Annotated in this window: 28 protein-coding genes; 18 read left to right on the top strand and 10 right to left on the bottom strand. The window is 69.9% G+C overall.

Annotation, left to right across the window (positions count from 1 at the left end):
• Positions 1–152: 152 nt before the first annotated feature.
• Positions 153–737, bottom strand: coding sequence for a hypothetical protein (locus OG524_RS15730; RefSeq protein WP_405390190.1), 585 nt, complete (start codon positions 735–737; stop codon positions 153–155).
• 295 nt (positions 738–1,032) lie between these two features.
• Here OG524_RS15730 and hemL point away from each other — a divergent pair, with 295 nt between their 5' ends.
• From hemL to ccsB, 7 genes are all read left to right on the top strand, one after another.
• Positions 1,033–2,340: a glutamate-1-semialdehyde 2,1-aminomutase gene (gene hemL / locus OG524_RS15725; RefSeq protein WP_405810711.1), complete on the top strand. Its 1,308-nt coding sequence runs from the start codon at positions 1,033–1,035 to the stop codon at positions 2,338–2,340.
• Positions 2,337–3,035, top strand: coding sequence for a histidine phosphatase family protein (locus OG524_RS15720; RefSeq protein WP_405390192.1), 699 nt, complete (start codon positions 2,337–2,339; stop codon positions 3,033–3,035). Before hemL ends, OG524_RS15720 begins: the two co-directional genes overlap by 4 nt.
• 182 nt (positions 3,036–3,217) lie before the next feature.
• Positions 3,218–4,483, top strand: a complete 1,266-nt coding sequence (locus tag OG524_RS15715) for a hypothetical protein (RefSeq protein WP_405390193.1) — start codon at positions 3,218–3,220, stop codon at positions 4,481–4,483.
• 67 nt (positions 4,484–4,550) lie between these two features.
• Entirely contained in the window at positions 4,551–5,156 is a 606-nt protein-coding gene (locus tag OG524_RS15710; protein WP_405810708.1) for a TlpA family protein disulfide reductase, read from the top strand.
• Positions 5,157–5,202: 46 nt separating this feature from the next.
• Positions 5,203–5,925: a cytochrome c biogenesis CcdA family protein gene (locus tag OG524_RS15705; RefSeq protein WP_405393180.1), complete on the top strand. Its 723-nt coding sequence runs from the start codon at positions 5,203–5,205 to the stop codon at positions 5,923–5,925.
• Positions 5,926–5,929: 4 nt separating this feature from the next.
• Positions 5,930–7,636, top strand: coding sequence for a cytochrome c biogenesis protein ResB (locus tag OG524_RS15700; RefSeq protein WP_405390195.1), 1,707 nt, complete (start codon positions 5,930–5,932; stop codon positions 7,634–7,636).
• Positions 7,633–8,709 (top strand): c-type cytochrome biogenesis protein CcsB, encoded by a 1,077-nt coding sequence (gene ccsB / locus OG524_RS15695; RefSeq protein ID WP_405390197.1) that lies wholly within the window; start codon positions 7,633–7,635, stop codon positions 8,707–8,709. Before OG524_RS15700 ends, ccsB begins: the two co-directional genes overlap by 4 nt.
• Positions 8,710–8,760: 51 nt before the next feature.
• On the opposite strand, the gene OG524_RS15690 is transcribed toward ccsB, so the two are convergent.
• Genes OG524_RS15690 through OG524_RS15680 form a run of 3 tightly spaced genes read right to left on the bottom strand, consistent with a single transcriptional unit; the run spans position 8,761 to position 11,326 of the window.
• Complete coding sequence (locus OG524_RS15690) at positions 8,761–9,249, bottom strand: nucleoside deaminase (RefSeq protein ID WP_405390198.1); 489 nt, start codon at positions 9,247–9,249, stop codon at positions 8,761–8,763.
• Positions 9,246–10,619 (bottom strand): aldehyde dehydrogenase family protein, encoded by a 1,374-nt coding sequence (locus OG524_RS15685; RefSeq protein WP_405390200.1) that lies wholly within the window; start codon positions 10,617–10,619, stop codon positions 9,246–9,248. The genes OG524_RS15690 and OG524_RS15685 overlap by 4 nt, the downstream gene beginning before the upstream one ends.
• A gap of 11 nt (positions 10,620–10,630) precedes the next feature.
• The gene (locus tag OG524_RS15680) at positions 10,631–11,326 is read right to left on the bottom strand and encodes a type 1 glutamine amidotransferase domain-containing protein (RefSeq protein WP_405390201.1); all 696 of its coding nucleotides are present in this window, start codon (positions 11,324–11,326) and stop codon (positions 10,631–10,633) included.
• A gap of 170 nt (positions 11,327–11,496) precedes the next feature.
• Here OG524_RS15680 and OG524_RS15675 point away from each other — a divergent pair, with 170 nt between their 5' ends.
• Positions 11,497–11,937 (top strand): MarR family winged helix-turn-helix transcriptional regulator, encoded by a 441-nt coding sequence (locus OG524_RS15675; protein ID WP_405390202.1) that lies wholly within the window; start codon positions 11,497–11,499, stop codon positions 11,935–11,937.
• A 124-nt stretch (positions 11,938–12,061) separates the two neighbouring features.
• Here OG524_RS15675 and OG524_RS15670 read toward each other — a convergent pair whose 3' ends face one another.
• The gene (locus OG524_RS15670; protein WP_405390203.1) at positions 12,062–12,496 is read right to left on the bottom strand and encodes a PLD nuclease N-terminal domain-containing protein; all 435 of its coding nucleotides are present in this window, start codon (positions 12,494–12,496) and stop codon (positions 12,062–12,064) included.
• A gap of 410 nt (positions 12,497–12,906) precedes the next feature.
• Between OG524_RS15670 and OG524_RS15665 the strand changes: the two genes are divergently transcribed.
• Together OG524_RS15665 and mqnP are read left to right on the top strand one after the other, a co-directional pair.
• Positions 12,907–14,364, top strand: a complete 1,458-nt coding sequence (locus OG524_RS15665; protein ID WP_405390204.1) for a menaquinone biosynthesis decarboxylase — start codon at positions 12,907–12,909, stop codon at positions 14,362–14,364.
• On the top strand, positions 14,361–15,272 hold the full coding sequence (gene mqnP / locus OG524_RS15660; RefSeq protein ID WP_405390205.1) for a menaquinone biosynthesis prenyltransferase MqnP: 912 nt from the start codon (positions 14,361–14,363) through the stop codon (positions 15,270–15,272). The genes OG524_RS15665 and mqnP overlap by 4 nt, the downstream gene beginning before the upstream one ends.
• Positions 15,273–15,414: 142 nt before the next feature.
• Here mqnP and OG524_RS15655 read toward each other — a convergent pair whose 3' ends face one another.
• The gene (locus OG524_RS15655; protein WP_405393181.1) at positions 15,415–15,957 is read right to left on the bottom strand and encodes a rhomboid family intramembrane serine protease; all 543 of its coding nucleotides are present in this window, start codon (positions 15,955–15,957) and stop codon (positions 15,415–15,417) included.
• Between the two features lie 170 nt (positions 15,958–16,127).
• Between OG524_RS15655 and OG524_RS15650 the strand changes: the two genes are divergently transcribed.
• A complete protein-coding gene (locus OG524_RS15650; protein WP_405390206.1) occupies positions 16,128–16,802 on the top strand; it encodes a UbiX family flavin prenyltransferase in 675 nt (224 codons plus the stop codon).
• A 16-nt stretch (positions 16,803–16,818) separates the two neighbouring features.
• On the opposite strand, the gene OG524_RS15645 is transcribed toward OG524_RS15650, so the two are convergent.
• Entirely contained in the window at positions 16,819–16,965 is a 147-nt protein-coding gene (locus OG524_RS15645) for a hypothetical protein (RefSeq protein ID WP_384500314.1), read from the bottom strand.
• A 122-nt stretch (positions 16,966–17,087) separates the two neighbouring features.
• On the opposite strand from OG524_RS15645, the gene OG524_RS15640 reads away from it, so the two are divergent.
• The 6 genes from OG524_RS15640 to OG524_RS15615 all read left to right on the top strand — a co-directional run bounded on the left by OG524_RS15640 (position 17,088) and on the right by OG524_RS15615 (position 21,912).
• Positions 17,088–17,543, top strand: a complete 456-nt coding sequence (locus OG524_RS15640; protein WP_405390207.1) for an Lrp/AsnC family transcriptional regulator — start codon at positions 17,088–17,090, stop codon at positions 17,541–17,543.
• A gap of 52 nt (positions 17,544–17,595) precedes the next feature.
• Positions 17,596–18,759, top strand: coding sequence for an aminofutalosine synthase MqnE (gene mqnE / locus OG524_RS15635; RefSeq protein WP_405393182.1), 1,164 nt, complete (start codon positions 17,596–17,598; stop codon positions 18,757–18,759).
• A gap of 112 nt (positions 18,760–18,871) precedes the next feature.
• Complete coding sequence (locus OG524_RS15630) at positions 18,872–19,447, top strand: GNAT family N-acetyltransferase (protein WP_405390208.1); 576 nt, start codon at positions 18,872–18,874, stop codon at positions 19,445–19,447.
• Between the two features lie 101 nt (positions 19,448–19,548).
• Positions 19,549–19,845, top strand: coding sequence for a DUF4229 domain-containing protein (locus OG524_RS15625; RefSeq protein WP_384500320.1), 297 nt, complete (start codon positions 19,549–19,551; stop codon positions 19,843–19,845).
• Positions 19,846–20,260: 415 nt separating this feature from the next.
• Positions 20,261–21,622 carry a dicarboxylate/amino acid:cation symporter gene (locus OG524_RS15620; RefSeq protein ID WP_405810702.1) on the top strand — a complete coding sequence of 454 codons (1,362 nt, stop codon included), beginning with the start codon at positions 20,261–20,263 and terminating at the stop codon, positions 21,620–21,622.
• Positions 21,623–21,711: 89 nt separating this feature from the next.
• A complete protein-coding gene (locus OG524_RS15615; protein ID WP_405810701.1) occupies positions 21,712–21,912 on the top strand; it encodes a hypothetical protein in 201 nt (66 codons plus the stop codon).
• Positions 21,913–21,941: 29 nt separating this feature from the next.
• Here the strand turns inward: OG524_RS15615 and OG524_RS15610 are convergent, their stop codons facing one another.
• Positions 21,942–23,144 carry an alpha/beta hydrolase family protein gene (locus tag OG524_RS15610; RefSeq protein ID WP_405390211.1) on the bottom strand — a complete coding sequence of 401 codons (1,203 nt, stop codon included), beginning with the start codon at positions 23,142–23,144 and terminating at the stop codon, positions 21,942–21,944.
• Positions 23,145–23,357: 213 nt separating this feature from the next.
• On the opposite strand from OG524_RS15610, the gene OG524_RS15605 reads away from it, so the two are divergent.
• Complete coding sequence (locus tag OG524_RS15605; protein WP_405390212.1) at positions 23,358–24,002, top strand: TetR/AcrR family transcriptional regulator; 645 nt, start codon at positions 23,358–23,360, stop codon at positions 24,000–24,002.
• 12 nt (positions 24,003–24,014) lie between these two features.
• Here OG524_RS15605 and OG524_RS15600 read toward each other — a convergent pair whose 3' ends face one another.
• Complete coding sequence (locus tag OG524_RS15600; RefSeq protein WP_405810698.1) at positions 24,015–24,881, bottom strand: MaoC family dehydratase; 867 nt, start codon at positions 24,879–24,881, stop codon at positions 24,015–24,017.
• 4 nt (positions 24,882–24,885) lie between these two features.
• Positions 24,886–26,205: a 3-oxoacyl-ACP reductase gene (locus OG524_RS15595; RefSeq protein WP_405390214.1), complete on the bottom strand. Its 1,320-nt coding sequence runs from the start codon at positions 26,203–26,205 to the stop codon at positions 24,886–24,888.
• Positions 26,206–26,235 lie beyond the last annotated feature (30 nt).

The following is a 26,235-nucleotide window of genomic DNA, read 5'->3' as shown; positions in this document are numbered from 1 at the left end:
TGCGGATCAAGGGCGGGCACGCGTCGGAGGAGCGGCGGGCGGGCCCGGCAGGCGTACGCCGGGCGGACGCACGGCGCGCCCGGGACGCGCGCCCGTGCCGGGCAGTCCTTCCGGAGGGTCGTCCCTGCTGTTTTCGCCGATTGAACCGCAGGTCAGGGCCATACCAGGCAGTACGCCTGGTGTCCGGCGTCGTGCAGCCGGTAGGAGAAGTCCTGCCACTCGTGGAGCAGCTGGTAGACGTTGAACGCGTCGCGTGGGCCGCCGCGGTCCGGGACCGTGGACCAGATGAAGGCCGCCGCGCCGACCGACTCCTCGCCGACGTCCCGCAGCGGGTCGACGACCGTCATCGGAAGCTTGACCACCGCGTAGTCGGGGTGGAGCACGACCAGCTCCAGCGGGGGGACCTTGTTCAGGGGTATGCCCTGTATGCCGGTGAGGACCATGGCCGCCACGGTCTCCGGCTTGATCTTGCTGAACATGCCGCCCATGCCCAGCTCGTCGCCGCCCAGCTCCTCGGGACGCATGGAAATGGGCACACGTGCGGCAGTGGCCCCGTCGGGGGCACCGAAGTACTTGTAGGTCACCCCCACCCGTCCACTGCTCCTGCTCCCGTGACCTTCGGCGCTACCCGCCTGGGCCTTCCGTACGCGCTCGGCCTCGCGCCGGTGCCGACCTCGCCGGGCAGGCTCGGGCCCCAGGTCGTCGGTCCCTTCGCCCACTCCGCCACCGCGATGCATATCTCATCCACCCGACTACTTCTTAGGAGACACAGCCCCGCCGCGCAACCCGATCATCGTGTCAGTGACCTCCCCCACGAGCGTGCGGTGAAACACCTGTCCGCAAGACCGTCGGCGCCTCTGACACCATGGCATGTGTGAGCTTTCCCTATGACGCCCCAGTTTCGCAGACGCGAGGGGACTGACGCCCTTTCGTTGTACGAGCCTCATACGGGCAGCGTGCGCTCCCTGCTCACCGGTGGCCGAGAATTTCGGCCAGGCCCCCGAATCCCCCGAATCGCAGATCAGGACCAAAGTGGCGTATTCATACGAAGCCCCAGTTTCGCAGACGCTTTTCGACCGTGCGTCCCTCGTGACGCCCGGCGGCGTGAACTCCCCCGTGCGTGCCTTCCGGGCCGTGGGCGGTACGCCCCGGTTCATGGTGTCCGGTACGGGTCCGTACCTCACCGACGCCGACGGCCGTGAGTATGTCGACCTCGTGTGTTCGTGGGGGCCGATGATCCTCGGCCACGCGCACCCCGAGGTCATCTCGGCCGTTCAGGACGCGGTGGCCCGGGGGACCTCCTTCGGTACGCCGGGTGAGGGCGAGGTCGCGCTCGCCGAGGAGATCGTGGCCCGCATCGCGCCTGTGGAGCAGGTGCGGCTGGTGTCGTCCGGCACCGAGGCGACCATGTCCGCGATCCGGCTCGCCCGTGGCTTCACGGGGCGTGCCAAGGTCGTGAAGTTCGCCGGGTGCTACCACGGGCACGTCGACGCGCTGCTGGCAGCCGCCGGCTCCGGTGTCGCCACCTTCGGCCTCCCCGACACGCCCGGCGTCACCGGCGCCCAGGCCGGCGACACGATCGTGCTGCCGTACAACGACCTGGAGGCCGTGCGCGCCGCGTTCGCCGCGCAGCCGGGCGAGATCGCGTGTGTGATCACCGAGGCGTCGCCGGGCAACATGGGCGTCGTCCCGCCGCTGGACGGCTTCAACGCCGGACTGAAGGAGATCTGCGCGGCCGAGGGCGCGCTGTACATCTCCGACGAGGTGATGACCGGCTTCCGTACGTCCAAGGCCGGCTGGTACGGCATCGACGGGGTGCGCCCCGACCTGATGACGTTCGGCAAGGTGATGGGCGGCGGCTTCCCGGCCGCGGCCTTCGGCGGCCGTGCCGATGTGATGGCACACCTGGCCCCCGCCGGTCCCGTCTACCAGGCGGGCACCCTCTCCGGTAACCCGGTCGCCACCGCCGCCGGACTCGCCCAGCTGCGGCTGCTCGACGACGCGGCGTACGCGAAGGTCGACGCGGTCTCCGCGGAGCTGCGGACCCTCGTGGGCGAGGCGTTCACCAAGGAGGGCGTCGCACACACGGTGTCGGCGGCGAGCAACATGTTCTCCGTCTTCTTCACCGACGGGCCCGTCCGGAACTACGAGGACGCGAAGAAGCAGGAAGCCTTCCGCTTCACCGCGTTCTTCCACTCGATGCTGGAGCAGGGCGTCTACCTGCCGCCGTCCGCCTTCGAGTCCTGGTTCGTCTCGACGGCCCACGACGAGCGTGCGGTCGAGCGGATCGCCGCGGCGCTGCCCGCCGCGGCACGCGCGGCATCGGAGGCCACCGCATGAGCGGGACGAACGGGGGCGGCGGCAAGGACATCACCGTGGTCCACCTGGTGCGCCACGGCGAGGTCCACAACCCGGAGGGCGTGCTCTACGGGCGCCGCCCCGGCTACAGCCTCTCCGACCTCGGCCGGCGGATGGCCGACAAGGTCGCCGAGCACCTGGAGAAGCGCGACATCACCTATGTGGTGGCCTCCCCGCTGGAGCGCGCCCAGGAGACGGCCGCCCCGGTCGCCACGTCGCACGGCCTGGACCTGGCCACCGACGCGCGCCTCATCGAGGCCGCCAACGTCTTCGAGGGCAAGACCTTCGGGGTCGGTGACGGTGCGCTGCGCAAGCCGGACAACTGGAAGCACCTCACCAATCCGTTCAAGCCGTCCTGGGGCGAGCCGTACGTCGAGCAGGTCGTGCGGATGATGAGCGCCCTGGACGCGGCACGCGACGCGGCCCGCGGGCACGAGGCGGTCTGCGTCAGTCATCAGCTGCCGATCTGGATCGTGCGGAGCTTCGTGGAGCGGCGCCGGCTGTGGCACGACCCGCGCAAGCGGCAGTGCACGCTGGCCTCGCTGACCAGCTTCACGTACGAGGGCGACAAGATCGTGTCCGTCGGGTACAGCGAGCCGGCCAGGGACCTCGTGCCCGCGCATCTGCTCGCGGGGGCGAAGCCGGTCAAGGGGAAGTCCAAGGCGTTCGGCGCGTAGCCGTCCGCCGTCCGTACGCCGCCCTCGGCACCCCGTACGGGCGCTCCGTGTGCAGCGCCTGTAAGGGTCTGGTCACGTAACAATTTTTGTGATTATCGGCGGAACCATCGTGTTGCTTTCCTCATCTAAGCCATCGCCAGTTTGTATGGCAAAGAGGTAAAACGACCGCAGATGGGGATGCTATGCCTGATATCGAACGAAGGGGACTGCTCGGAGCGGGACTCGGGGCCGCAGCCGCACTCACGATGACCGGCTGTGGCCCTTTCGGCTCTTCGGGCGGCGGGCATTCCGGCGCCGACAGGAGTTCCAAGGGCGACAAGGGCGACAAGGGAACGCACGGGAACGCCGGGGGATCTCCCAAGAAGAACGTCAGGCTCATCGGTGACGGTTCCACGGCGGACACCGGAAAGCAGCCGAATCAGCCCGCTGCCCCCGTTCCGCTCGAACCCGGCCAGACGCCGCCGCAGTTCGTGATCTTTTCCTGGGACGGGGCAGGCGAGGTCGGCAACGGTCTCTTCCCGCGTTTCCTCGAACTCGCCCGGGAACACGACGCGGCGATGACCTTCTTCCTCTCCGGGCTGTACGTGCTGCCCGAGTCGAAGAAGTCCCTGTACCGCCCGCCGGGCAACCCCAGGGGTGCCTCCGACATCGGCTACCTGACCGACGACCACGTCAAGCAGACCCTGAAGTACGTCGGTGAGGCCTGGCTCGACGGGCACGAGATCGGCACACACTTCAACGGGCATTTCTGCGGCGGTTCGGGATCCGTCGGCAACTGGTCACCCGCGCAATGGCAGAGCGAAATCGACCAGGCGATCTCCTTTGTCACCGAATGGCGGACGAACACCGGCTGGAACGGCCTCGATCCACTGCCGTTCGACTACCGCAAGGAACTCGTCGGCGCCCGTACGCCCTGTCTGCTCGGCCAGGACAATCTCCTGCCGACGGCGAAACAGCTGGGCTGGCGCTACGACGCGAGCTCACCCGGCGGCCGGCAGATGTGGCCGGAGAAGCGCCAGGGAATCTGGGATCTCCCGCTGCAGGGTGTGCCGTTCCCCGGTCACACCTTCGAAGTCCTCTCCATGGACTACAACATCCTCGCCAACCAGTCGAAGAATTCGACCAACGGCATGCCCTCGCGCTATCCCGGCTGGCGCACCCAGGCCACCGGTGCCTATGTCGCCGGTTTCGAGCGCGCCTACGAGACGAATCGCGCGCCTTTCTACATCGGCAACCACTTCGAGGAGTGGAACGGCGGTATCTATATGGACGCCGTCGAGGAAGTGATCAAAAAGATCGCGGGCAAGCCGGATGTGCGGCTCGTCTCCTTCCGGCAGTTCGTCGACTGGCTCGACGTGCAGGATCCGGCGGTGCTCGCGAAGCTTCGGACCCTGGAGGTCGGGCAGTCGCCGGACGGCGGCTGGAACACCTTCTTCAAACAGGCTTGACAAGGGGCTTTACGGGCATCGAGGGGGGTGCGGGAGATCCCTGGAACTGCCATGCGAAACTTTTCACATGAGCTCTGGCCGCGCACCCCGACGCCGCTTCACCCTGCTCGCCGCCACAGCGGTGGCAGGTGCCCTGACCCTGTCCGCGTGCAGCGGTGACGGCAGCAAGGCCGGCGGCGGCGGCAACACGAACTTCGTCACCGGCGGCGGCGGGATCTCCACCGTGGCCAAGGCGGACCGCACGGATGCGCCGAAGCTCGACGGCACGACCCTGGACGGCAAGGCGCTCGACGTCACCGACTACAAGGGCAAGGTCGTCGTCCTGAACTTCTGGGGATCGTGGTGCGGCCCCTGCCGCGCCGAGGCCAAGCACTTCCAGAAGGTGTCGCAGGAGACCGCGGACCAGGGCGTCCAGTTCGTCGGTGTCAACACCCGGGACCCCCGGAAGACCCTCGCGACCAACTTCGAGGAGGACTTCGGGGTCACCTATCCGAGCCTCTACGACCCGACCGGGAAGCTGCTCCTGCGCTTCCCGAAGGGCACGCTGAACCCGAAGGCCATCCCGTCGACCGTCGTCGTCGACCGGGACGGGAAGCTCGCCGCCCGCTCGCTGGCCGCCCTCGACGCGACGACGCTCCGCGAGATGATCGACCCGCTGATCGCGGAGAAGTGATCCAGTGCTCCAGCTGGCCGCGGTATCCGGATACAACGACACCGTGATGGGCGGCGCCCTGCTCGTGGCGCTGCCCATCGCACTGCTCGGCGGACTCGTCTCCTTCTTCTCGCCGTGCGTCCTGCCGCTGGTGCCCGGCTACCTCAGCTACGTCACCGGTGTCAGCGGCGCCGATCTGGCCGAGGCCCGGCGGGGCAGGACCGTCGCCGGAGCCTCGCTCTTCGTGCTCGGCTTCACCGTCGTGTTCGTCTCCGGCGGCGCGCTCTTCGGCTACTTCGGCCAGACCCTCCAGGGCTACAGCGGGATGCTCTCCAAGGTCCTCGGCGTGCTGATGATCCTCATGGGGATCTTCTTCATGGGCCTGATGCCCTGGATGACGCAACGCGAATTCCGCATCCACAAGAGGCCGGTGACCGGGCTGGCGGGCGCACCGCTGCTCGGTGCGCTCTTCGGGATCGGCTGGACGCCGTGCCTCGGCCCGACGCTCGCCTCCGTCAACGCGCTCGCGTTCGAGCAGGCGACCGCGGGGCGCGGGGCGGTCCTGTCCGTGGCGTACTGCCTCGGGCTCGGCGTCCCCTTCGTCCTGGCTGCGCTCGCCTTCCGCCGGGCGCTCGGCGCGTTCGGCTGGGTCAAGCGCCACTACGCATGGGTCATGCGCATCGGCGGCGGCATGATGATCGCGACCGGGATACTCCTGCTGACGGGCATCTGGGACATGCTCATCCAGGAGATGCAGGTCTGGTCCAACGGCTTCACTGTGGGGATCTGAGTCCATGAGCAACACGAACACCACGGACGAGCGTGACCTCGGCGAGGCCGGAGCCCAGCTCTCCACCGCCCCGCGTGAGGAGCCCACGTTCTCGTCCTCCGTACCCGCACCCGCGATGGGCGTCGTCGGATGGACCCGCTGGTTCTGGCGGCAGCTCACCTCGATGCGGGTCGCGCTGATCCTGCTCTTCCTGCTGTCGCTCGGCGCCATCCCCGGCTCGCTGATCCCGCAGAACAGCGTGGACGAACTGAAGGTGCAGACCTTCAAGGAGGCCCACACCACCGTCACCCCGATCTACGAGAAGCTGCAGCTCTTCGACGTCTACAGCTCGGTGTGGTTCTCCGCGATCTACATCCTGCTGTTCGTGTCCCTGATCGGCTGCATCGTCCCGCGCACCGGCCAGTTCGTCGGGCAGCTGCGCGGCCGGCCGCCCGGCGCCCCGAAGAAGCTGGACCGGCTGCCCGCGTACACCACCTGGCGCACCGACGCCGAACCCGAGCAGGTCCGTGAGGCCGCGCTCGCCGTCCTGCGCGAGCGGCGTTTCCGCTCGCACGAGGTGGACGACGCGGTGGCCGCCGAGAAGGGCTATCTGCGCGAGGCCGGGAACCTGATGTTCCACATCGCGCTGATCGTCATGCTGGTGTCCTTCGCCGGCGGGCAGCTCTTCAAGTCCGAGGGCGGCAAGCTGGTCGTCGAGGGCGACGGCTTCTCCAACACCCTCACCCAGTACGACGACTTCAAGTCCGGCTCGCTCTTCGACACCGGCGACCTCGCCCCGTTCAGCTTCACCCTGGACGACTTCATCGGCACGTACGAGCGCAGCGGCCCCCAGCGCGGCACGCCCCGGACCTACGAGGCCCGGGTGACGTACTCCGCGGGCGCGGACGGCGCACCGGAGAAGCGGATCATCAAGGTCAACGAGCCGCTCGTCGTCGACGGCACGAAGGTCTACCTCAACGCGCACGGCTACGCCCCCGTCATCTCCGTCAAGGACGGCAAGGGCAAGGAGATCTACCGGACCGCCGTACCCCTGCTGCCCATCGACAACAACGTCACCTCCACCGGTGCGATCAAGGTGATGGACGGCTACAAGGGGGCCGACGGCAAGAAGACCCAGCTCGGCTTCCAGGCGTTCTTCGTCCCGACGTTCGCCGGTGACGGCAAGGGCACGATGTTCTCGCAGTTCCCCGGCGCCGACTATCCGGTGCTCGCGCTCAACGGCTACTACGGCAGCCTGGGCGTCGACTCCGGCCTGCCGCAGAACGTGTACCAGCTGGACACGTCCAAGATGAAGGAATTCAAGGACGCCAACGGGGACAAGCTCAAGCAGCGCATGCGCCCCGGCGAGACCATGAAGCTCCCGGACGGTGCGGGCTCGGTCACCTTCGAGGGCGTCGAGGAGTGGGCCAGCTTCCAGATCTCGCGCCAGCCCGCCAGCGGCTGGGCCCTCACCGGCTCCGTCGCCGCCGTCATCGGCCTCGCCGGATCGCTCTTCATCCAGCGCCGCCGGGTGTGGGTGCGGGCCGTACGGGGCGCGGACGGCGTCACCGTCGTCGAGATGGCCGGCCTCGGCCGCAGCGAGTCCACGAAGCTCCCCGAGGAGCTGGCCGATCTCGCGGGCGCGCTCCACACCGTGACGCCCACCGCGTCCTCCACCGGATCCGCGCCCGGACAACCTTCCGAAGAACCTGCCGAAGGGGCTGAGAAGTGAATCTCGCCGCCGCAACCAACGAGAGTCTCGCGAACATCAGCAACACGCTGATCTACTCGTCGATGGCCGTCTACATGCTGGCCTTCTTCGCGCACATCGCGGAGTGGGTGTTCGGCAGCCGCAGCAAGGTCGGCCGGACCGCGGCCGCGCTGACCGGATCGGCCGCCGCCGGTTCCGCGGTGAACACCACGCAGCGAAGCGGCGGCACCGCGGTCCTGGACCGCCCGAAGGTCGTTACCCGTGCCGCGACCGGGACCCGGGACGTCCCGGACGGCCCCGGCGCGGCGGGCGGCACCGTCAAGGGCGACCTGTGGGGGCGGATCGCGGTCTCCCTGACCGTCGTGGCCTTCGCCGTCGAGGCCGGCGGCGTCGTCGCCCGCGCCCTGTCGGTGCAGCGTGCCCCCTGGGGCAACATGTACGAGTTCTCGATCACCTTCTCCACGGTGGCCGTCGGTGCCTACCTCGTCCTCCTGGCGCTGAAGAAGAACGTCCGCTGGATCGGCCTGATGCTGGTCACCACGGTCCTGCTGGACCTGGGCATCGCCACCACCTGGCTCTACACCGACAGCGCCCAGCTGGTGCCCGCGCTGCACTCGTACTGGCTGTGGATCCACGTCTCCACCGCCATCTTCTGCGGTGCCGTCTTCTACCTCGGCGCGGTCGGGACCCTGCTCTACCTGTTCCGTGACCGCTACGAGAACAAGCTGGCCAACGGCGGGAACCCGGGCGCCTTCGCCCGGTCGGTCCTGGAGCGGCTGCCCGCCGCGTCGACCCTCGACAAGTTCTCGTACCGCATCAACGCGGCCGTCTTCCCGCTGTGGACGTTCACGATCATCGCGGGCGCGATCTGGGCGGGCGACGCCTGGGGCCGCTACTGGGGCTGGGACCCCAAGGAGGTCTGGTCCTTCATCACCTGGGTCGCGTACGCGTGCTACCTGCACGCCCGCGCCACGGCCGGCTGGAAGGGCCGCAAGGCCGCCTACCTGGCGCTGATCGCCTTCGGCTGCTGGCTCTTCAACTACTACGGCGTGAACATCTTCGTCACCGGCAAGCACTCCTACGCCGGGGTCTGAGCACAGCACGAGGAGAGGGGCGCGGTCCGTGGACGCGGACCGCGCCCTTCGTCATTCCCCGGTGGAGGCGCCCGAGCCGCCGGAACCGCCGGAATCCGCGCCGATGTCCTCGTTCCACAGGTCCGGGCGGTCGCGGACGAAGGCGCGCATCAGCGCGGTGCACCGCGGGTCGTCGAGCAGCACGATCTCCACCCCGTGCCCGGCCAGCCAGTCGTGGCCGCCGTGGAAGGTCTCCGCCTCACCGATCACCACCCGGGAGATCCCGAACTGCCGGACCAGCCCGCTGCAGTACCAGCAGGGCGAGAGCGTGGTCACCATCGTCGTGCCCCGGTACGAGCGTTGCCGGCCCGCCGCCCTGAACGCCGCCGTCTCCGCGTGCAGGGACGGATCACCGTCCTGGACACGGCGGTTGCGGCCCCGGCCGAGCAGGGTGCCGTCCGCCCCGTACAGGGCGGCGCCGACCGGGACGCCGCCCTCGCCGAAGCCCTCCCTGGCTTCGGCGAGCGCGACCGCGAGCCACGTGGCGTACGGCGGGGTCACCGGGTCAGCGGGGTGTCCAGGACCGCCTTGCGGTGGCTGAACGTCTCCAGCGAGTACCGGCCGTGGTAGTTGCCCATGCCGCTCTCGCCGACCCCGCCGAACGGCAGGTCGGACACGGTCAGATGGGCCAGCGGCAGGCCCACACCCACCCCGCCCGACGAGGTCTCGGCCAGCAGCCGCTCCCGTACGGCGGGGGACTGCGTGAAGGCGTACAGCGCCAGCGGCTTGTCCCGGTCGTTGATGAAGCCGATGGCCTCGTCCAGACCGTCGACCGTCACGATCGGCAGCACGGGGCCGAAGATCTCCTCGCGCATCACGGGGGCGTCCGGCGCCACATCGGCCAGCACGGTCGGCGCGATGTACCTGGCGGACCGGTCATGGCCGCCGCCCGTGACCGTACGGCCGGAGTCCAGGAGCCCCACCAGCCGGTCGAAGTGGCGCCCGTTCACGATCCGCCCGTACTCCGGGTGCGCCGAGGCGTCCTGCCCGTACAGCCCCTCGACCGCCGTCGCGAGCGCGTCGGCGAGGGCGGGCGCGGTCTCCGGGTCGGTCAGGACGTAGTCCGGGGCGACGCACGTCTGGCCCGCGTTGAGGAACTTTCCCGCGGCGAGCCGGGCGGCCACCGTCGGCAGATCCGTGTCACGGTCGACGAACACCGGTGACTTGCCGCCCAGTTCGAGGGTGACCGGAGTGAGGTGGCGGGCGGCGGCGGTCATGACGATCCGGCCGACCGTGCCGTTGCCGGTGTAGAAGATGTGGTCGAAGCGCTCGGCGAGCAGCGCGGTGGTCTCCGGGATCGCGCCCTGCACCACGGCGACCGCGTCCGTGTCCAGGTAGCGCGGCAGCAGCCGGGCCACGGCGGCCGAGGTCGCGGGCGCCAGCTCGCTGGGCTTGGCGACCACGGCGTTGCCCGCGGCCAGCGCACCGACGACGGGTGCGAGCAGCAGTTGCACCGGGTAGTTCCACGGCGCGATGACGAGGACGACGCCGAGCGGGTCCTGCACGGTGTGCGCGGACGCCCCGGCGAGAGCCGCCGGTACGGGGGCGGGCTCGGGGCGCAGCCAGTCCTCCAGCCGCTCCAGGGTGTGGTCGATCTCGCGGACGGTGAAGTCGATCTCCGTCCGGTAGGCCTCCTTGCGGCTCTTGCCGAGGTCGGCCCGGAGGGCTTCGGCCAGCTCGTCACCGGCCTCGGTCAGCAGGGCGCGCAGCCGCGTCAGCTGGGCGGTGCGCCAGTCGAGGCCCTTGGTGCGTCCGGTGCGGAAGGTGGCCCGGAGGCGGGCGACGACCTCGGCCGCAGTCTCCGCCGTCCCGGCGGTCTCCACGGTCCTCCCGGCGGTTTTCACGGTCCTGGCCACGGTTTCCGCGGTCATGGCGGCGCTCATCACAGGGCCGCCAGGATCTCGCGGGCCAGCCGCTCGGAGGAGGCGGGGTTCTGACCGGTGTGCAGATTGCGGTCGTGCACGGTGTGGGGCCCCCAGGGGTCCCCGGCGGAGTAGTCGGCGCCGAGCTCCACGAGCCGGTTCTCCAGCAGCCAGGGGGCCTTGGCGGCCAGACCGGCCTGGGTCTCCTCCGTGTTGCTGAATCCGGTCAGGCGGTAGCCGGCGAAGGGCCAGCTGCCGTCCTCGCGGCGGGCGGCCAGCAGCGCGGCGGGGGCGTGGCACAGAATGCCCAGGTGCGCGCCGGAGTCCAGGGCCGCGGTGAGGAGCCGGCCGGACACCTCGCTGACGGCCAGGTCCTCCATGGGGCCGTGGCCGCCGGGGTAGAAGACCACGTCGTACGAGGTGGGGACGACGTCATCGAGCCGGGCGGGGATGCGGAGCGTCTCGTCGATCGACGCGAGGTAGGAGGCGACGGCGTCGGCCTGCTCCTGGCCCCCGTTGGCCTCTGCTGCGAGGCTGGCGGCGTCCACGGTGGGGGCCACGCCGCCCGGGGTGGCGACGGTGATGTCGAATCCGGCCAGGGTGAAGACGCGGTGCGGAGCGGCGAGCTCCTCGGCCCAGAAGCCGGTGGGGTGGGTGGTGCCGTCGTTGAGGGTCCAGTGGTCGGCACCGGTGAGGACGAAGAGTACGGAGGGCATGGGGGGCTCCCTACGAGACGCGAGATGCTGGCGGTGAGCGAAGCTTGATATAATCAAGCAATATTGTTCATGTAACTGCCAAAAGTTGAGCATGTCAAATTAATGCGGTGTGTGGCGGATACTGTTCCGGGCCTCCGGGCCACGCGTACCGATCGAAGGATGACCGAACCATGACGACGGAACCGGCACCCCGCGCCGTCCCTACTCCGGACGAACTCCTGGAACCCCTCGCGGTCGTCGTCCGCGGCCACCACGACGACCTCACGGCCGTCGCCGCCCGCCACGGCCTCAGCACCTCGCAGGCGAGGGCGCTGATCGCCCTCAACGAGCCCATGCCCATGAGTGCGCTGGCCCATCACCTGGTGTGCGACGCGTCCAACGCCACCGGCCTCATCGGCCGTATGGAGGCCCGGGGCCTGGTCACCCGCACCCCGTCCGCCGAGGACCGCCGCTCCAAGGTCGCCGCCCGGACGGCTGACGGCACCGAGCTGGCTCGCCGCATCCGTGCCGAGATGCGCGTCGTGCACGGCGCTCTGGAGGCGCTCACCCCGCAGGAGCGCACGGCGCTGCTGCCCCTGCTCAACCGGCTGGGGCAGCTGCTTTCGTCATGAGCCTGCGGGCTCCTTCACGAGAAGGAGCGCACGGGGGTACTTCACGAGAAGGAGCGCACGCGGGTCCGTCACTGTGAGGAGCGCACGCCGGGTCCGCAACCGTGAGGAGCGCACGCCGGGTCCCTCACGAGGAGGCGTCCCCGGATCCCGCCCCGCCCTCGCGGCGCTTGATCTCCTCCTCGCGGCGGCGCAGGTCCGCCTCCCAGTCCTTGAGTTCCGCCTCGTCCTTCTCGCCCTCGGCGGCTTCGGCCTTCTCGGTCTTCTCGTCGGCCTTCTCGTCCTTCAGCGACTTGAGGAAGTCCGGATTGTCGTCCGGCGCCACCCACGTGGTGCGGCGGTTGCGGTGCCACTCGGAGGGCGTACCGCCCCCGCCCCGGTTGGCCCGGGTCTTGCCCGCGGCGAGCCAGACGATCGGGCCGACGATCCAGAACAGCAGGATGATGAAGACCCAGGCCACCTTCGGCAGGTGCTTGACCTCGTCCTCCGGGGTGTTCAGGCAGTCGATGAACGCGTAGATCGTCAGCGCCAGCGGCAGAAGGTAGATCAAGGCCCTGAGCATCGTGGAAGGTCCCCCCGAGAAGAGGTGAGGGGGCGCACTGTCCCGCCCCGGTGACGGGCCCAGGGTAGCTGTTGTCGGTTACGGCCCACCGCGAGCAGGTGGGAGCTGGCGGCGAGCAGATCGGGGCGGCAGCCGGCGCGGAAGCGAACATGCGCGAGTCGACGAGTGACTCGCCGGTGTGCTGTTCGGTTGCCTTGAGCAAGGACCAGGCGGACGCAGACGTCGTCGGGGCGAAGACCACACTGGCCGCCGGGCATGGCGGTTACGGGACGTGGAGCCCTCCAGGTGTCGGCCGGGGCAGCGAAGCGTCAACCAGGCCACCGGGTTCCCGGAGTGCAACCGCAGCAGCCGATGGCTGAGGTGGGGGAGCCCTGGCAGGCTTTGCCAGGGAGGATGCCAAACTGGACGGCATGGCTTACGACGATCTTCGCTCCCTGCTCCGGGCTCTGGAGCGCGAGGGCGATCTCAAGCGCATCAAGGCCGAGGTCGACCCGTATCTGGAGGTCGGCGAGATCGTCGACCGGGTGAACAAGGCGGGTGGGCCCGCCCTGCTCTTCGAGAACGTCAAGGGGGCGTCCATGCCCCTGGCCATGAATGTCTTCGGGACGGACAGACGGCTGCTCAAGGCGCTCGGGCTGAAGTCCTACGCCGAGATCAGCGACAAGATCGGCGGGCTCCTCAAGCCGGAGCTTCCGCAGGGCTTCGTCGGGATCCGTGAGGCGTTCGGGAAGCTCGGCGCGGTGACGCACCTGCCGCCGAAGAAGGTGAAGAGCGAGAGCGCCCCCGTCCAGGAGGTCGTCCTGACCGGCGACGACGTGGACCTGGAGCAGCTGCCCGCGCTCTTCACCTGGCCCGAGGACGGCGGCTCCTTCTTCAACCTGGGCCTCACGCACACCAAGGACCCCGAGACCGGCATCCGCAATCTGGGGCTCTACCGCCTCCAGCGCCACGACAAGCGCACCATCGGGATGCACTGGCAGATCCACAAGGACAGCCGGAACCACTACCAGGTCGCGGCCCGGCGCGGCGAGCGGCTGCCCGTCGCCATCGCGTTCGGCGCGCCGCCCGCGGTGACGTACGCCTCCACGGCGCCGCTGCCCGGGGACATCGACGAGTACCTCTTCGCCGGCTTCATCCAGGGCAAGCGGATCGAGATGGTCGACTGCAAGACCGTCCCGCTGCAGGTCCCGGCGCAGGCCGAGGTCGTCATCGAGGGCTGGCTGGAGCCGGGCGAGATGCTGCCCGAGGGCCCGTTCGGCGACCACACCGGTTTCTACACACCGCAGGAACCGTTCCCCGCGCTGACGATCGACTGCGTGACCATGCGCAAGCGCCCGCTGCTGCAGTCCATCGTGGTGGGCCGGCCGCCGACCGAGGACGGCCCGCTGGGGCGGGCCACCGAGCGGTTCTTCCTGCCGCTGCTCAAGATCATCATCCCGGACATCGTCGACTACCACCTGCCCGAGGCGGGCGGCTTCCACAACTGCGCGATCATCTCGATCGACAAGAAGTACCCGAAGCACGCCCAGAAGGTGATGAGTGCCGTCTGGGGCGCGCACATGATGTCGCTGACCAAGCTGATCGTGGTCGTGGACGGCGACTGCGACGTCCACGACCTGCACGAGGTCGCCTGGCGGGCGCTCGGCAACACCGACTACGCCCGCGACCTGCTGCTCACCGAAGGGCCGGTCGACCATCTCGACCACGCCTCGTACCAGCAGTTCTGGGGCGGCAAGGCGGGCATCGACGCGACGCGGAAGCTGCCCGAGGAGGGCTACACCCGGGACGGGGGCTGGCCCGAGATGGTCGAGTCCGACCCGGACACGGCGGCGAAGGTCGACCGCCGCTGGAAGGAGTACGGCCTGTGAGCGCCTCAGCCTCCGCCGCCGCCGTACCGCAGCCGCGCAGCAAGCCCCGCGCGTTCCTGCGGCTGGTGATGATCGAGCACTCGGTCTTCGCGCTGCCCTTCGCGTACATCGCCGCGCTGACCGCGATGTTCCAGCTGGACAAGGACATCCACTGGGGCACGCTGCTGCTCGTGACCGTCGCCATGGTCGGGCTGCGTACGTTCGCGATGGCCGCCAACCGGATCATCGACCGGGAGGTCGACGCCCGTAACCCGCGTACGGCGGGTCGCGAGCTGGTCACCGGGGCGGTGTCGGTCAGGTCGGCCTGGACGGGCGCGATCATCGCCGTCGTGGTGTTCCTCGGGGCCGCCGCCCTGCTGAACCCGCTCTGTCTGATCCTGGCTCCGGTCGCCGTCGTACCGATGGTCGTCTACCCGTACGGCAAGCGGTTCACGAACTTCCCGCACGCGATCCTGGGCCTCGCCCAGGCCATCGGGCCGATCGGCGCCTGGCTGGCGGTGACCGGCAGCTGGTCCTGGGACGCGGTCGTCCTGGGGCTCGCCGTCGGGATCTGGATCGGCGGCTTCGACCTGATCTTCGCCTGCCAGGACGTGCAGGCCGACCGGGCCCACGGGGTGCTCTCCTTCCCGGCGCGCTTCGGTATCCCCGCGGCGCTGTGGGGCGCGCGGGTCTGCCACGCGGTGACGACCGGACTGCTCGTGTGGTTCGGCCTGGCGACGGACGCGGGTCTTTTCTACTGGATCGGCATGGTGATCGTCGCCGTGGCCTTCGTCTACGAGCACCGGGTCGTGCGACCGCACGACCTGTCCCGGCTGAACCGGGCGTTCTTCTCCGTCAACGGCTTCATCGGGATCGCGCTGTTCGCCTGTGCGCTGCTCGACCTGCTGGTGCGCGGCCTTACGCCGTGATCCTTACGCCGTGATCCTTACGCCGTGATCCTTACGCCGTGATCCTTACGCCGTGATCCTTACGCCGTGATCCTCACGCCGTGATCCTCACGCCGTGATCCTCACGCCGTGATCCTCACGCCGTGACCTTCAGGCCTGGCCCTCACACCGTGACGGCACCGGCCGGCCGGCGGGGGCGGCGGAGGACGAAGGCCGCCGCCACCCCGCCTATGAGGCCGAAGAGGTGGCCCTGCCAGCTGATGCCGGAGTCGGTCGGCAGGACGCCCCAGAGCAGTGAGCCGTAGACGGCGGCGATGACCACGCCGACCACGATGTCGAGCGGACGCCCGTCCACGAACCCGCGGACCAGCAGATAGCCGAAGAGGCCGAAGACCACTCCGGACGCGCCGAGCGTGACCGTGTCCGGCGGCGCGGTGAGCCAGACGCCGAGGCCGCCCGTGACGATCACCACGAGGACCACGGCGGCGAACCTGCGTATCCCGGCGAGCGCGGCGATGAATCCGAGGACCAGCAGCGGGACGCTGTTGGAGGCCACGTGCTCCCAGCCGCTGTGCAGGAACGCGGCGGGCACCACGTCGAGGAGCTCGGAGGGCTCGCGGGGGCTGATGCCGTAGGTGTCCAGGGAGTGGCCGGTCATCGTGTCGATGCCTTCCAGCAGCCACAGCAGCGCGATCCAGGCCGACATGACCGCACCGGCCGTGACGGCTCGTGCGGTGGCGGTCGTGGTGGTGTGTGTGCGCACGGGTGCCCCCTGTCCATGGCTGTTCCCTCGTCTGTCGCAACGTACGGAGCACCTGGCTCGGTTCCTGAAGACCGGTGCCGGATAGGCTCGGTGGTGTGGAATCCGGGAGTTCAGTGAGTCAGCAGCAGCGCAGGCCTTGGATTGTCGGGGTGTCGGGCGCATCGGGTACCCCGTTCGCGGCCTCGGTCCTTCGGGGGCTGCTGGCCGCGGGGGAGAGCGTCGACCTGGTGGTGAGCCGCGCCTCGCGGCTGACGCTGCTGGACGAGACGGGGATCGCCTTCCGTGACGCGCACTGGCGCGAGGACCTGCGCACGTGGCTGGCCCGGGGGGCGGACGGCAAGCCGGACACCTTCGCGGTGGGCGACGACGGGCTCGGCCGGGTGCGGCACTGGGCGGCCGGCGACCTGGCGGCGGGGCCGTCCTCGGGTTCGTACCCGGCGAAGGGGATGCTGATCGTCCCGGCGTCGACGGCCTGTGTGGCCGGGGTGGCGCTCGGACTCTCGAAGGACCTGCTGCAACGGGCCGCGAGCGTGACGCTCAAGGAGCGGCGGAAGCTGGTCGTCGCCGTGCGCGAGACGCCGCTCGGCGGCCAGACGCTGAAGCAGATGGTGGCGCTCGACGAGGCGGGCGCCGTGGTGCTGCCCGCCTCTCCGGCGTTCTACGCGGGGGCGACGCACATCCAGGATCTGGTGGACTTCGTCGCCGGGCGGGTGCTGGACGCGGCAGGTGTGCCGCACCAGCTGTACCGCCGGTGGGAAGGGGAGCTCGGTGGCGGCTCCCGTGTATGAGGGGTGGTCCGGCCGGTCAGCGCTTCTTGGCCGCGCGCGGGGCGCGGGCCTTGTCGACGCGGTGGGCCGCGGCCGGCTGGTGGGCACGCGAGCGGTTGGCCAGGTCCTGCAGCTCGCGCATCCGGGCGTAGGCCATCTCGATCGTGTACACGGTGAAGTTCACTCCTGAAGATTCGAAAGCTTTTCTTGGATGATCTGAAAGATTCGCAGGGCGTGAACCCTGTTATGCCTTAGATTCTACACGTAAACTCGCGGTACTGCTGAACAATGGAAGGTTTCAGTCATATGGACGCGGTGGACAGGCAGCTCATCCAGGCCCTCAGAGAGAACGGCAGGGCCTCGTACGCCGAGCTCGGACGGCTCGTCGGGCTCTCCGGGCCCAGCGTCACCGACCGCATCAACCGGCTGGAAACCGCCGGTGTCATCACCGGCTACCGCGCGACCGTCGACGCCGCGTCCCTGGGGCTCGGCGTCACCGCGCTGATCGGTATCTCGCTCTCCGACGCCGCCGACCACGAGGACGTGGCGCACCGGCTGAAGGACCTGGCGGAGATCGAGGACTGCTGGTTCATCGCCGGTGACGACTCGTTCATGCTCAAGGTCCGGGTCGGTGACGTGGACGGTCTGGAGAGGACGATCCGCAGGCTCAGCGGCACGAAGGGGGTCTCCCGGACCCGCACCACGGTCGTGCTCTCGACCAAGTGGGAGAACCGGGTCGGGGAACTTCCGGACGAGGCATAGGCGTACGGTTGGCTGCCGGAGTCTGTTACGTAGAGATATGAGAGGGGCACTGGTGGACGCGGGACTCAAGCGCGAGCTGGAGGAGAAGGTCCGGGCCGGTGAGCGGCTGACCCGCGAGGACGGGATCGCGCTCTACGAGTCCGACGACCTGGCCTGGCTCGGTGGGCTGGCCCACGAGGTGCGTACGAGGAAGAACGGCGACGTCGTCCACTTCAACGTCAACCGTCACCTCAACATGACCAACGTGTGCACGGCGTCCTGCGCCTACTGCTCGTTCCAGCGCAAGCCGGGCGAGAAGGACGCGTACACGATGCGCATCGAGGAGGCCGTCCGTCTCGCCAAGGCGATGCAGGGCGAGAGCCTCACCGAGCTGCACATCGTCAACGGGCTGCACCCGACCCTCCCGTGGCGCTACTACCCCCGCTCGCTCAGCGCGCTCAAGGAGGCGCTGCCCGAGGTGGCGCTCAAGGCGTTCACGGCGACGGAGATCCACCACTTCGAGACGATCTCCGGGCTCTCGGCCTCCGAGATCCTCGACGAGCTGATCGACGCCGGTCTGGAGTCCCTGACCGGCGGCGGCGCGGAGATCTTCGACTGGGAGGTCCGCCAGCACATCGTCGACCACAACACCCACTGGGAGGACTGGTCGCGCATCCACCGTCTGGCGCACGAGAAGGGGCTCAAGACCCCGGCGACGATGCTGTACGGGCACATCGAGGAGCCCCGTCACCGCGTCGACCACGTGCTGCGCCTGCGTGAGATGCAGGACGAGACCGGCGGCTTCCAGGTCTTCATCCCGCTGCGCTACCAGCACGACTTCGTGGACATGAAGGACGGCAAGGTCCGCAACACGCTCCAGGCCCGGACGTCGATGGCGACCGGCGCGGAGGCGCTCAAGACCTTCGCCGTCTCGCGGCTGCTCTTCGACAACGTCCCGCACGTCAAGGTGTTCTGGGTGATGCACGGCGTGCAGACCGCCCAGCTCGCGCTCCAGCACGGTGCGGACGACATGGACGGCTCGGTCGTCGAGTACAAGATCACGCACGACGCGGACGACTACGGCACGCCGAACAAGCTCGGCCGTGAGGATCTGCTGGACCTGATCCGGGACGCGGGCTTCCGGCCCGTGGAACGCAACACCCGGTACGAGATCCTGCGCGAATACCCGGGACCGGACGCGGAGCGGCGTGAGTCGCCGCAGCCGATGCGCGTCTGAGTCACCCCCGACCGACGCCGCGCGACAGCCCCGGCCAGCCGTCCACGGCCGGGGCCTTCTCGCGTTCTGGACATGGTTTGAGGGCGCGGATCGTAATAGTTAATCTGCGCGTATGGCACTTACATTCGAGGTGGATCCCTCGTTCGACCGCGCACTGCGGGACGACATCACCGCCCTCTGGGTCGACGTCACCAACGCCGGCGGAGCCGTCGGCCTCGTGCCGCCGGTCACCGCCGGGGACGTCCGGCCGGAGCTGGTCACGCACCTCTCCGGGATGGTCGACGGCCGGACCCGGCTGGTCGTCGGCCGCGACGAGGACGGCGCGGTGGCCGCCACCGCCTTCCTCACCCTCAACACCCACCGGCTGATGCGCCACTGGCTCCGGCTCTACACGGTGATGGTCCACCCGCGCCACCAGGGCAAGGGCTACGGGCGTGAACTGATGGCCGCCGCCGCGGACGCGGCCTGCGGCATCCACGGCATCGACGCCATCCGGCTCACCTGCCGGGGCGGCACCGGGGCCGACCGCTTCTACGCCTCCTGCGGATACAAGGAGGTGGGCCGGGTCCCGAACGCCATCCGGGTCGCCGACGACGACTACCGCGACGACATCATCATGCTGCTCCCGCTCTTCCCGCAGGAGGCCCCGGAGGTGGGCGCGACGCTCCGGGGGAACCCTGAGAAGTGATCGGATTTCGGGGCATGCTTCACTGGTCGGGCGGAACCACAGACTGAACGACCGCACACCGAACAACCGCAGGAACGTCGGACGTAGAGAGAAGGCCAGCCGTGTCCGCTGCCAAGCCGAGCGCAACAATCCGGTACACCGCGATGCGCCTGCTGATTTTCGTCGGCTGCTTCTTCGTCTCCGGCGTGGCGGTCCACTTCGGTGTCCTGCCCGCGGGGGTCGGCGGCTCCAACGCCGTCTGGGTCGTCCTGCTCGGCCTGCTGCTCTCCGCGCCGCTCAGCTTCATCCTGCTGCGCAAGCAGCGCGACGAGATGTCCGAGCAGCTCATCTCCACGGTCGACCGGACCAAGGCCAGGCTCGAGGCGAACCGCACGCGCGAGGACAGCGTCACCCGATAAGGGCCGCGTAAGGTTCCTCACACCCAGCACCCCGTACGCACGAAGACCCCGGACCGGAGCGACGCGCTCCAGTGCCGGGGTTTCGGCGTTCTGAGGGGTGCCGGCCGGCCGTCCGGCGCCCCTCGCAGGCCGCCTGTTGATCAAAGCGGAGCTTTGAGGTCCTCAAAGTTCAAGTGTTAACGTGTTCGTCATGAACGCAGCAGCGCGCCCCCGCCACGCCATGAGCGCCCCGCTCGTGGTGCGCCTGCACGTCGATCTCTGCCGCTGTATGTCCGCGGTCTGTTGCCGCGACGTCTGAACCGGCATCATGCAGCGGCGCCGCCCTTGACGCGGGCGCCGCACCCCCGTCCCCCGCTCGACCGCACGACCGTACGCCTGTCCTCGTACGTTCCGATGCGTCCCGTCTGGAGTGCCCGTGTCCGCGAATTCCGCGCCCCCCACCACGACCGACGCCGGAAAGCCTTCCGGCTCCGGCTTCCGCATACCCCGCGTCCCGTTCTGGGCCCAGATCGTCGCCGGTCTGGTCCTCGGTGTCCTGCTCGGCTGGCTCGCCCGCAGCCAGGACGTCGACTGGCTCTACACCACGCTCGACCAGGTCGGCCACATCTTCGTCCAGCTGCTGAAGCTGGCCGTCGCGCCCCTCGTCTTCTTCGCGATCCTGGTGTCGATCACCAACCTGCGCAAGGTCAACAACGCGGCCAGGCTGGCCACCCGCACCCTGCTCTGGTTCATGATCACGTCGCTGGTCGCGGTCGCGATCGGTCTCGCGATCGGCCTGGTGACCAACCCGGGCGCCGGTACCGGTCTCACCCCGAAGGACGGCAAGCTCCCCGAGGGCAAGGGCTCCTGGCTCGACTTCCTGACCGGCATCATCCCGGACAACGTGATCACGCCGTTCACCGAGCTGAACGTCCTGCAGATCGTCTTCATGGCCGCCGTCGCCGGTGTCGCCGCGCTCCAGCTCGGTGAGAAGGCCAAGCCCATCCTCACGCTCAGCGAGTCGATCCTGGAGCTCCTCCAGAAGGCCCTGTGGTGGGTCATCCGCCTCGCCCCGATCGGCACCGTCGGCCTCATCGGCTACGCGATCGCGGACTACGGCTGGGACCTGATCGGCAAGTACGCCACGTTCACCGCCGACGTCTACATCGGCTGCGCCCTGGTGATGTTCGGCGTCTACCCGCTGCTGCTCGCCACCGTCGCCAAGGTCAGCCCGCTCCAGTTCTTCAAGGGCGCCTGGCCCGCGATCCAGCTCGCCTTCGTCTCCCGTTCCTCGGTCGGCACGATGCCCGTCACCCAGAAGGTCACCGAGCGTCTCGGCGTCCCGAAGGAATACGCGTCCTTCGCCGTCCCGTTCGGCGCCACCACGAAGATGGACGGCTGCGCCGCGATCTACCCGGCGCTGGCGGCGATCTTCATCGCGCAGATCTTCGACGTGCAGCTGGGCATCGGCGACTACCTGCTGATCGCGTTCGTCTCGGTCATCGGCTCGGCGGCCACCGCCGGTCTCACCGGTGCGACGGTCATGCTGACCCTCACCCTGTCGACGCTGGGCCTCCCGCTGGAGGGTGTCGGCCTGCTGATGGCCATCGACCCGATCCTGGACATGATGCGCACCGCCACGAACGTGGCCGGCCAGGCGCTCGTGCCGGTGATCGTCGCGGCCCGCGAGAAGATCCTCGACCACGACGCGTACAACTCGGCGTCGGCCTCCCCGGTCGACGAGATCGAGGTCGAGGTCCAGGACGCGAAGCCGCCGGGCGTGCCCGTCCCCGCGTGATGTCACCCGGTTCGTGAAAAGGACGTGCCCTGCACCCCCGGACGGGGGGTGCAGGGCACGTCCGGTTCGCGGCAGGGGACGATTGCCTCATGCGCCTGGTGAAGCTTTCGGTCGGAGACGAAGTCAGCCACGAGGGTTTCGGAAGAGGAACGGTGATCTCGGTGTCGGGTGACGGGACGTCGGCCAAGGCGACCGTCGACTTCGACGGGACCGGGCAGAAGAGACTGCTCCTGCGGTACGCGCCCATCCACAGGATCCAGGGTGCGTCCCGGCGCTCCCCGGCCCCTTAGGGAGCCGGGGCGCTCCTGTGTCGCCGGGGTCAGGGCTGCTGGAAGACGACCTCGGGGTTGCCCGGTGTCGGGCCGTCCAGGAGTGGCTGGTGCCGGCCGTACAGGTGCTGGTCGAGGAAGGCGGCGACGTAGTCACGGGTGATCCGGACCTGTCGTTCGGTGGAGATCGTGACCGAGGGGTCCAGCGTCACCTCCATCCGGTCCTCCAGGACGGGTACGTCCGTGAAGCTGGAATGGCCGGAGCCCTCGACACCGATCCAGCGCCTCCAGCCGTCCAGCCGCTCCCAGCCCTGGTCCCAGGACTCGTCCTCGCCGCCGGGGGAGTGGAAGGACGTGGTGCCCAGCATCATGAAGGGGCGCTCGCCGAGACCGGAAGCGGGAACGCGTTCCTTGAACGTGCCGTCCATGTTGACCCCCGCGTCGAAGCGCGGGTCGGCGAGCATCGCGGAGGCGGCCGCACTGCCCCCGATGGAGTGGCCGGCCACGGCGACCCGGGCCCCGTCGATCATGCGGGAGTGCTTCCAGGCGGGACGGTGGCCCGTCAGCCGGTCGAGTACGAAGGAGAGGTCGGCGGCCCGTCCGGTGGAGAGGAGCCTGCCCAGTTCCTCCTGGGCCTCCTCGGAAGGCGCGGACGCTATCTTCTCGCAGGCCACGCAGGTCAGGAGCCGGCCGTCGGGCAGCTCGGTCCCGACGGACTCGTAGGCATGGTCGACGCTCGCCACCACGTAACCGCGGCTTGCCAGGTCCTCCGCGAGTGAGGTGACCGTCGCCCGGGGATTGCCGAATCCGGGGGAGAGCAGCACCAGAGGGAACCGCCGGGGTGCCGTCCGGGCGCCGGTGCGGGCGTGGGTGCCGAGCTCGCTGAGCGCCGTCGGCCGCACGGGGACTTCCAGACCGATGTTCGCCAGCACCAGCCGGGCTTCGCCGGTGGTCATGTACGGGGCGGTGGCGCCCGGCCGTCCGGGGCGGGCGGGGTAGTACAGGGACACCATCAGCTCGCGGTCCCCGGCTTCGGGCACCCAGGGGTCGGTGCGGCTGTGGTCGGTGAGGTGCAGGACCTCGGTGCCGACGGCGTACGGGCCGGTCGGGCGGGGCAGTTCGAGCGTGGCGGCGGATGTGGCAGGGGTGGGTGCGGGGCCGGACAGGGCGTGGGCGGTGACGGCGGGCGTGGTCAGCAGGGCCAGCGCGGTGAGGGCGACGACGGCCGTTCTTCTGCGGAGTCTGATCGTCATGCCAGGGACACTAGGCGGAGGTATCGGACGAAAGCATCGGACCAAGGTGTGATTCCGCGGGGTACCTGGGGCGTACGGGGCACCCCGTCGGGGGAGGGTGGACGACTACCGGTCATCGTGGCCGGGCCGCGCCCCTTCCGTACGACGGGGGCGGGAGCCGCGCCGTACTCTTACCGAGAGGTAGGGCAGTGGGGGCGGGGAGGGGAGTTGGACATGAGTGCAGTGAAGAGCAAACGGATGCCACGCGCGGTGCGCGAGCAGCAGATGATGGACGCGGCGGTGCGGACCTTCGGGCAGCGCGGATACCGCGCCGCCTCGATGGACGAGATCGCCGAGTCGGCCGGAGTCTCCAAGCCGTTGGTCTACCTGTATCTGAATTCCAAGGAGGAACTCTTCACCGCGTGCATCCGCCGTGAGGCGAAGTCGCTGGTGGAGGCGGTGCAGGCCGGAGTGGAGCCGGGGCTGCCCGCGGACCGGCAACTGTGGTCCGGGCTACGGGCGTTCTTCACGCACACCGCGGAGAACCCGGACGGCTGGGCCGTGCTGCACCAGCAGGCGCCCTCACAGGGGGAGCCGTTCGTCAGCGAGGTCGCGGTGCTGCGGGAGGAGATCATTGCGTTCGTGACGGGTCTGATCGGGGCCGCGGCGCGTGAGGCGCACCATGATCCCGCGCTGCCCGACCGTGATGTGGCCGGGCTCGCGCAGGCGCTGGTGGGTGCCGCGGAGGCGCTCGCCGGATGGGCGAACGTCACTCCGGGCGTCTCGGCCAAGGAGGCCGCGGGCACCCTGATGAACTTCTCCTGGGCGGGCCTGGAGAACCTCATGCACGGCCGCGGCTGGCAGTCCCGGGGGGAGTGACCCGGCGGGCTGTCAGCCGGCCTCCCGGGTGATGCTGCCGGTGAGGTGGACGCGGTCGGTGCCGCGGACCTCGAAGGCGGAACCCGCCGCGGCGTACGTCACGGTGGCCGGCAGCAGGACGGGAGCCCTGAAGTCGGCCCGTAGGGAACGGATCCGGCCGTCGGTCCCCTCAGCTCCCCCCGCACCGGCTTTCGCTGCCGCTTCGGCTTCCGCTTCCGCTTCCGCGAGGCAGCGGGCGACGGTCCACATGCCGTGGGCGATGTGCCGGGGGAAGCCGAACAGCCGTGCCGTCAGCGGGTGCAGGTGGATGGGGTTCCGGTCGCCCGACGCGGCCCCGTACCGCCGCCCGAGGTCGCCGGGCAGCCGCCACTCCGCCACGGCGGGGAGGTCCGTCGGAGCCGCCGCGTGCGGAGAGGCGGCGGAGGTGGTCGTGTGCCGGGACAGGTAGCCGCTGCGGGACTCCCAGACCAGGTCCCCCGCCAGCCGTGCCTCGGTCACCATCGTGACCTCCGTGCCCCGCCGATGGGGCGTCAGCTCTTCGGCGTACACGCTCAGTTCGAGCGCGTCCGTCGGGCGCGGGGTGCGGTGGGCGGTGATCTCGATCCAGGTGTGGACCAGCCCCAGCACCGGTAGCGGGAAGGCCCGCCCCGTCATGACGCGCATGGCCAGGGGGAAGCCCAGGACGTGCGGGTAGGTGAGCGGCAGCGCGTCCGGCTCGGTGAAGCCGCAGATCCTGCGGTAGGCGGCGAGGGGGCCGGGGGCGACGCGGCCGGGCGGCAGCGCCGTGCGGCCGGTGGGCAGTGTGGCGCCGGGGCGCCCCGGTCGCTTGAACGGGGAGGTGACGGCCCCGCGTACGAGGGACACGCTCAGGCCGGCCATGGGATCAGGCCCCCAGCAGGCTCTGGCCGCAGACCCGCACGACCTGGCCGTTGACGGCACTCGACGCGGGCTGGGCGAACCAGGCGGTGGTCTCGGCGACGTCGATCGGGAGCCCGCCCTGGGACAGCGAGTTCATCCGGCGGCCGGCCTCCCGGATGAAGAGCGGCACGGCGGCCGTCATCTTCGTCTCGATGAAGCCGGGCGCGACCGCGTTGACGGTGACGTCGTGGTCGGCGGCGGCGCGCGGGGCGAGGGAGCGGACCAGTCCGATGATGCCCGCCTTGCTCGCCGCGTAGTTGGTCTGGCCGTTGTTGCCGGCGATCCCCGCGATGGACGCGGTGGCGACGATTCGGCCACCCCGGTTGACCGAGCCCGCGTCGAGGAGGGCGTCCGTGGTGCGCAGGACGCTGTCCAGGTTGACCTCGATGACCGAGGCCCAGCGGTCGGCGGGCATGTTGGCGAGCCGCCGGTCCCGGGTGATGCCCGCGTTGTGGACGAGGACGTCGAGGCCGTCGGGGACCGACTCGGCGATCCGGGCGGCGGCGTCGGGCGCGGTGATGTCCAGCGGCAGGGCGGTGGCGCCGAGCCGGTCCGCGGTGCGGATCAGCTCCTCCTCGGCCTGCGGGACGTCCAGGCAGATCACCCGGGCGCCGTCGCGCGCCAGCACGGAGGCGACCGACGCGCCGATGCCACGGGCCGCGCCGGTGACCAGCGCGGTGCGCCCGGCCAGCGGTGCCAGCCAGTCGGCCACCGGGCCGGGGGCGGCCGCGGTGAGCTCGATGACCTGGCCGCTGACGTACGCGGACCGGGGGGACAGCAGGAAGCGGAGCGTGGACTCGGCGGAGGCGGCGGCCCCCGGGGCGATGCGCAGCAGCTGCGCGGTGGCACCCCTGCCGATCTCCTTGCCGAGCGAGCGGACGAATCCTTCGAGGGCCTGCTGGGCGGCCGCCTGGTGGTGGTCGTCGGGGGACGGTGGTGTGCCGAGGACGACGACACGGCCGCCGGTCGCCAGGGACCGTACGACGGGGTGGAGTGCGGCGTGCAGGTCCCCGAGCCCGGCGGCCGTGGTGATTCCGGTCGCGTCAACGACGATGCCCGCCGGGCGTCCGGCGTGCTCGGTGACCTTCAGGCCGGTGGCCGCGAGGACCGGTTCGAGCGTGCCCTTCAGGGCCGACCCGCCCGCTGTGAGGTGCAGCAACGGCCCGTCGAGGGCCGGTGTGCCCACTGTCCAGCGGCGCAGTCGCTCGGGCTGCGGGAGCCCGAGCCTGCGGGTCAGAAAGCGGCCGGGTGCTGTGCCGGTGAGGTGCAGATAGCGGTCGGCCATTGTCCAGACTCCCTGCTCATCGTAGATTTA

It is taken from the genome of Streptomyces sp. NBC_01520 (assembly GCF_045040375.1).
Taxonomy (GTDB): Bacteria; Actinomycetota; Actinomycetes; order Streptomycetales; family Streptomycetaceae; genus Streptomyces.
The sequence above is the reverse complement of the archived record's forward strand: the minus strand, read 5'-3'. Positions and strand labels throughout refer to the sequence as shown.

Excerpts from the sequence above, each read along its gene's own strand:
- OG524_RS15630 (WP_405390208.1), top strand. The coding sequence starts at position 18,872 with ATGGCACTTACATTCGAGGTGGATCCCTCGTTCGACCGCGCACTGCGG.
- OG524_RS15680 (WP_405390201.1), bottom strand. The coding sequence starts at position 11,326 with ATGCCCTCCGTACTCTTCGTCCTCACCGGTGCCGACCACTGGACCCTC.
- OG524_RS15655 (WP_405393181.1), bottom strand. The coding sequence starts at position 15,957 with ATGTCGGCCTGGATCGCGCTGCTGTGGCTGCTGGAAGGCATCGACACG.
- OG524_RS15730 (WP_405390190.1), bottom strand. The coding sequence starts at position 737 with ATGCATCGCGGTGGCGGAGTGGGCGAAGGGACCGACGACCTGGGGCCC.
- OG524_RS15720 (WP_405390192.1), top strand. The coding sequence starts at position 2,337 with ATGAGCGGGACGAACGGGGGCGGCGGCAAGGACATCACCGTGGTCCAC.
- OG524_RS15615 (WP_405810701.1), top strand. The coding sequence starts at position 21,712 with ATGCGCCTGGTGAAGCTTTCGGTCGGAGACGAAGTCAGCCACGAGGGT.
- OG524_RS15710 (WP_405810708.1), top strand. The coding sequence starts at position 4,551 with ATGAGCTCTGGCCGCGCACCCCGACGCCGCTTCACCCTGCTCGCCGCC.
- OG524_RS15665 (WP_405390204.1), top strand. The coding sequence starts at position 12,907 with ATGGCTTACGACGATCTTCGCTCCCTGCTCCGGGCTCTGGAGCGCGAG.
- OG524_RS15600 (WP_405810698.1), bottom strand. The coding sequence starts at position 24,881 with ATGGCCGGCCTGAGCGTGTCCCTCGTACGCGGGGCCGTCACCTCCCCG.
- OG524_RS15700 (WP_405390195.1), top strand. The coding sequence starts at position 5,930 with ATGAGCAACACGAACACCACGGACGAGCGTGACCTCGGCGAGGCCGGA.
- OG524_RS15595 (WP_405390214.1), bottom strand. The coding sequence starts at position 26,205 with ATGGCCGACCGCTATCTGCACCTCACCGGCACAGCACCCGGCCGCTTT.
- OG524_RS15670 (WP_405390203.1), bottom strand. The coding sequence starts at position 12,496 with ATGCTCAGGGCCTTGATCTACCTTCTGCCGCTGGCGCTGACGATCTAC.
- OG524_RS15685 (WP_405390200.1), bottom strand. The coding sequence starts at position 10,619 with ATGACCGCGGAAACCGTGGCCAGGACCGTGAAAACCGCCGGGAGGACC.
- OG524_RS15705 (WP_405393180.1), top strand. The coding sequence starts at position 5,203 with ATGGGCGGCGCCCTGCTCGTGGCGCTGCCCATCGCACTGCTCGGCGGA.
- OG524_RS15610 (WP_405390211.1), bottom strand. The coding sequence starts at position 23,144 with ATGACGATCAGACTCCGCAGAAGAACGGCCGTCGTCGCCCTCACCGCG.
- OG524_RS15640 (WP_405390207.1), top strand. The coding sequence starts at position 17,088 with ATGGACGCGGTGGACAGGCAGCTCATCCAGGCCCTCAGAGAGAACGGC.
- OG524_RS15675 (WP_405390202.1), top strand. The coding sequence starts at position 11,497 with ATGACGACGGAACCGGCACCCCGCGCCGTCCCTACTCCGGACGAACTC.
- OG524_RS15715 (WP_405390193.1), top strand. The coding sequence starts at position 3,218 with ATGCCTGATATCGAACGAAGGGGACTGCTCGGAGCGGGACTCGGGGCC.
- OG524_RS15605 (WP_405390212.1), top strand. The coding sequence starts at position 23,358 with ATGAGTGCAGTGAAGAGCAAACGGATGCCACGCGCGGTGCGCGAGCAG.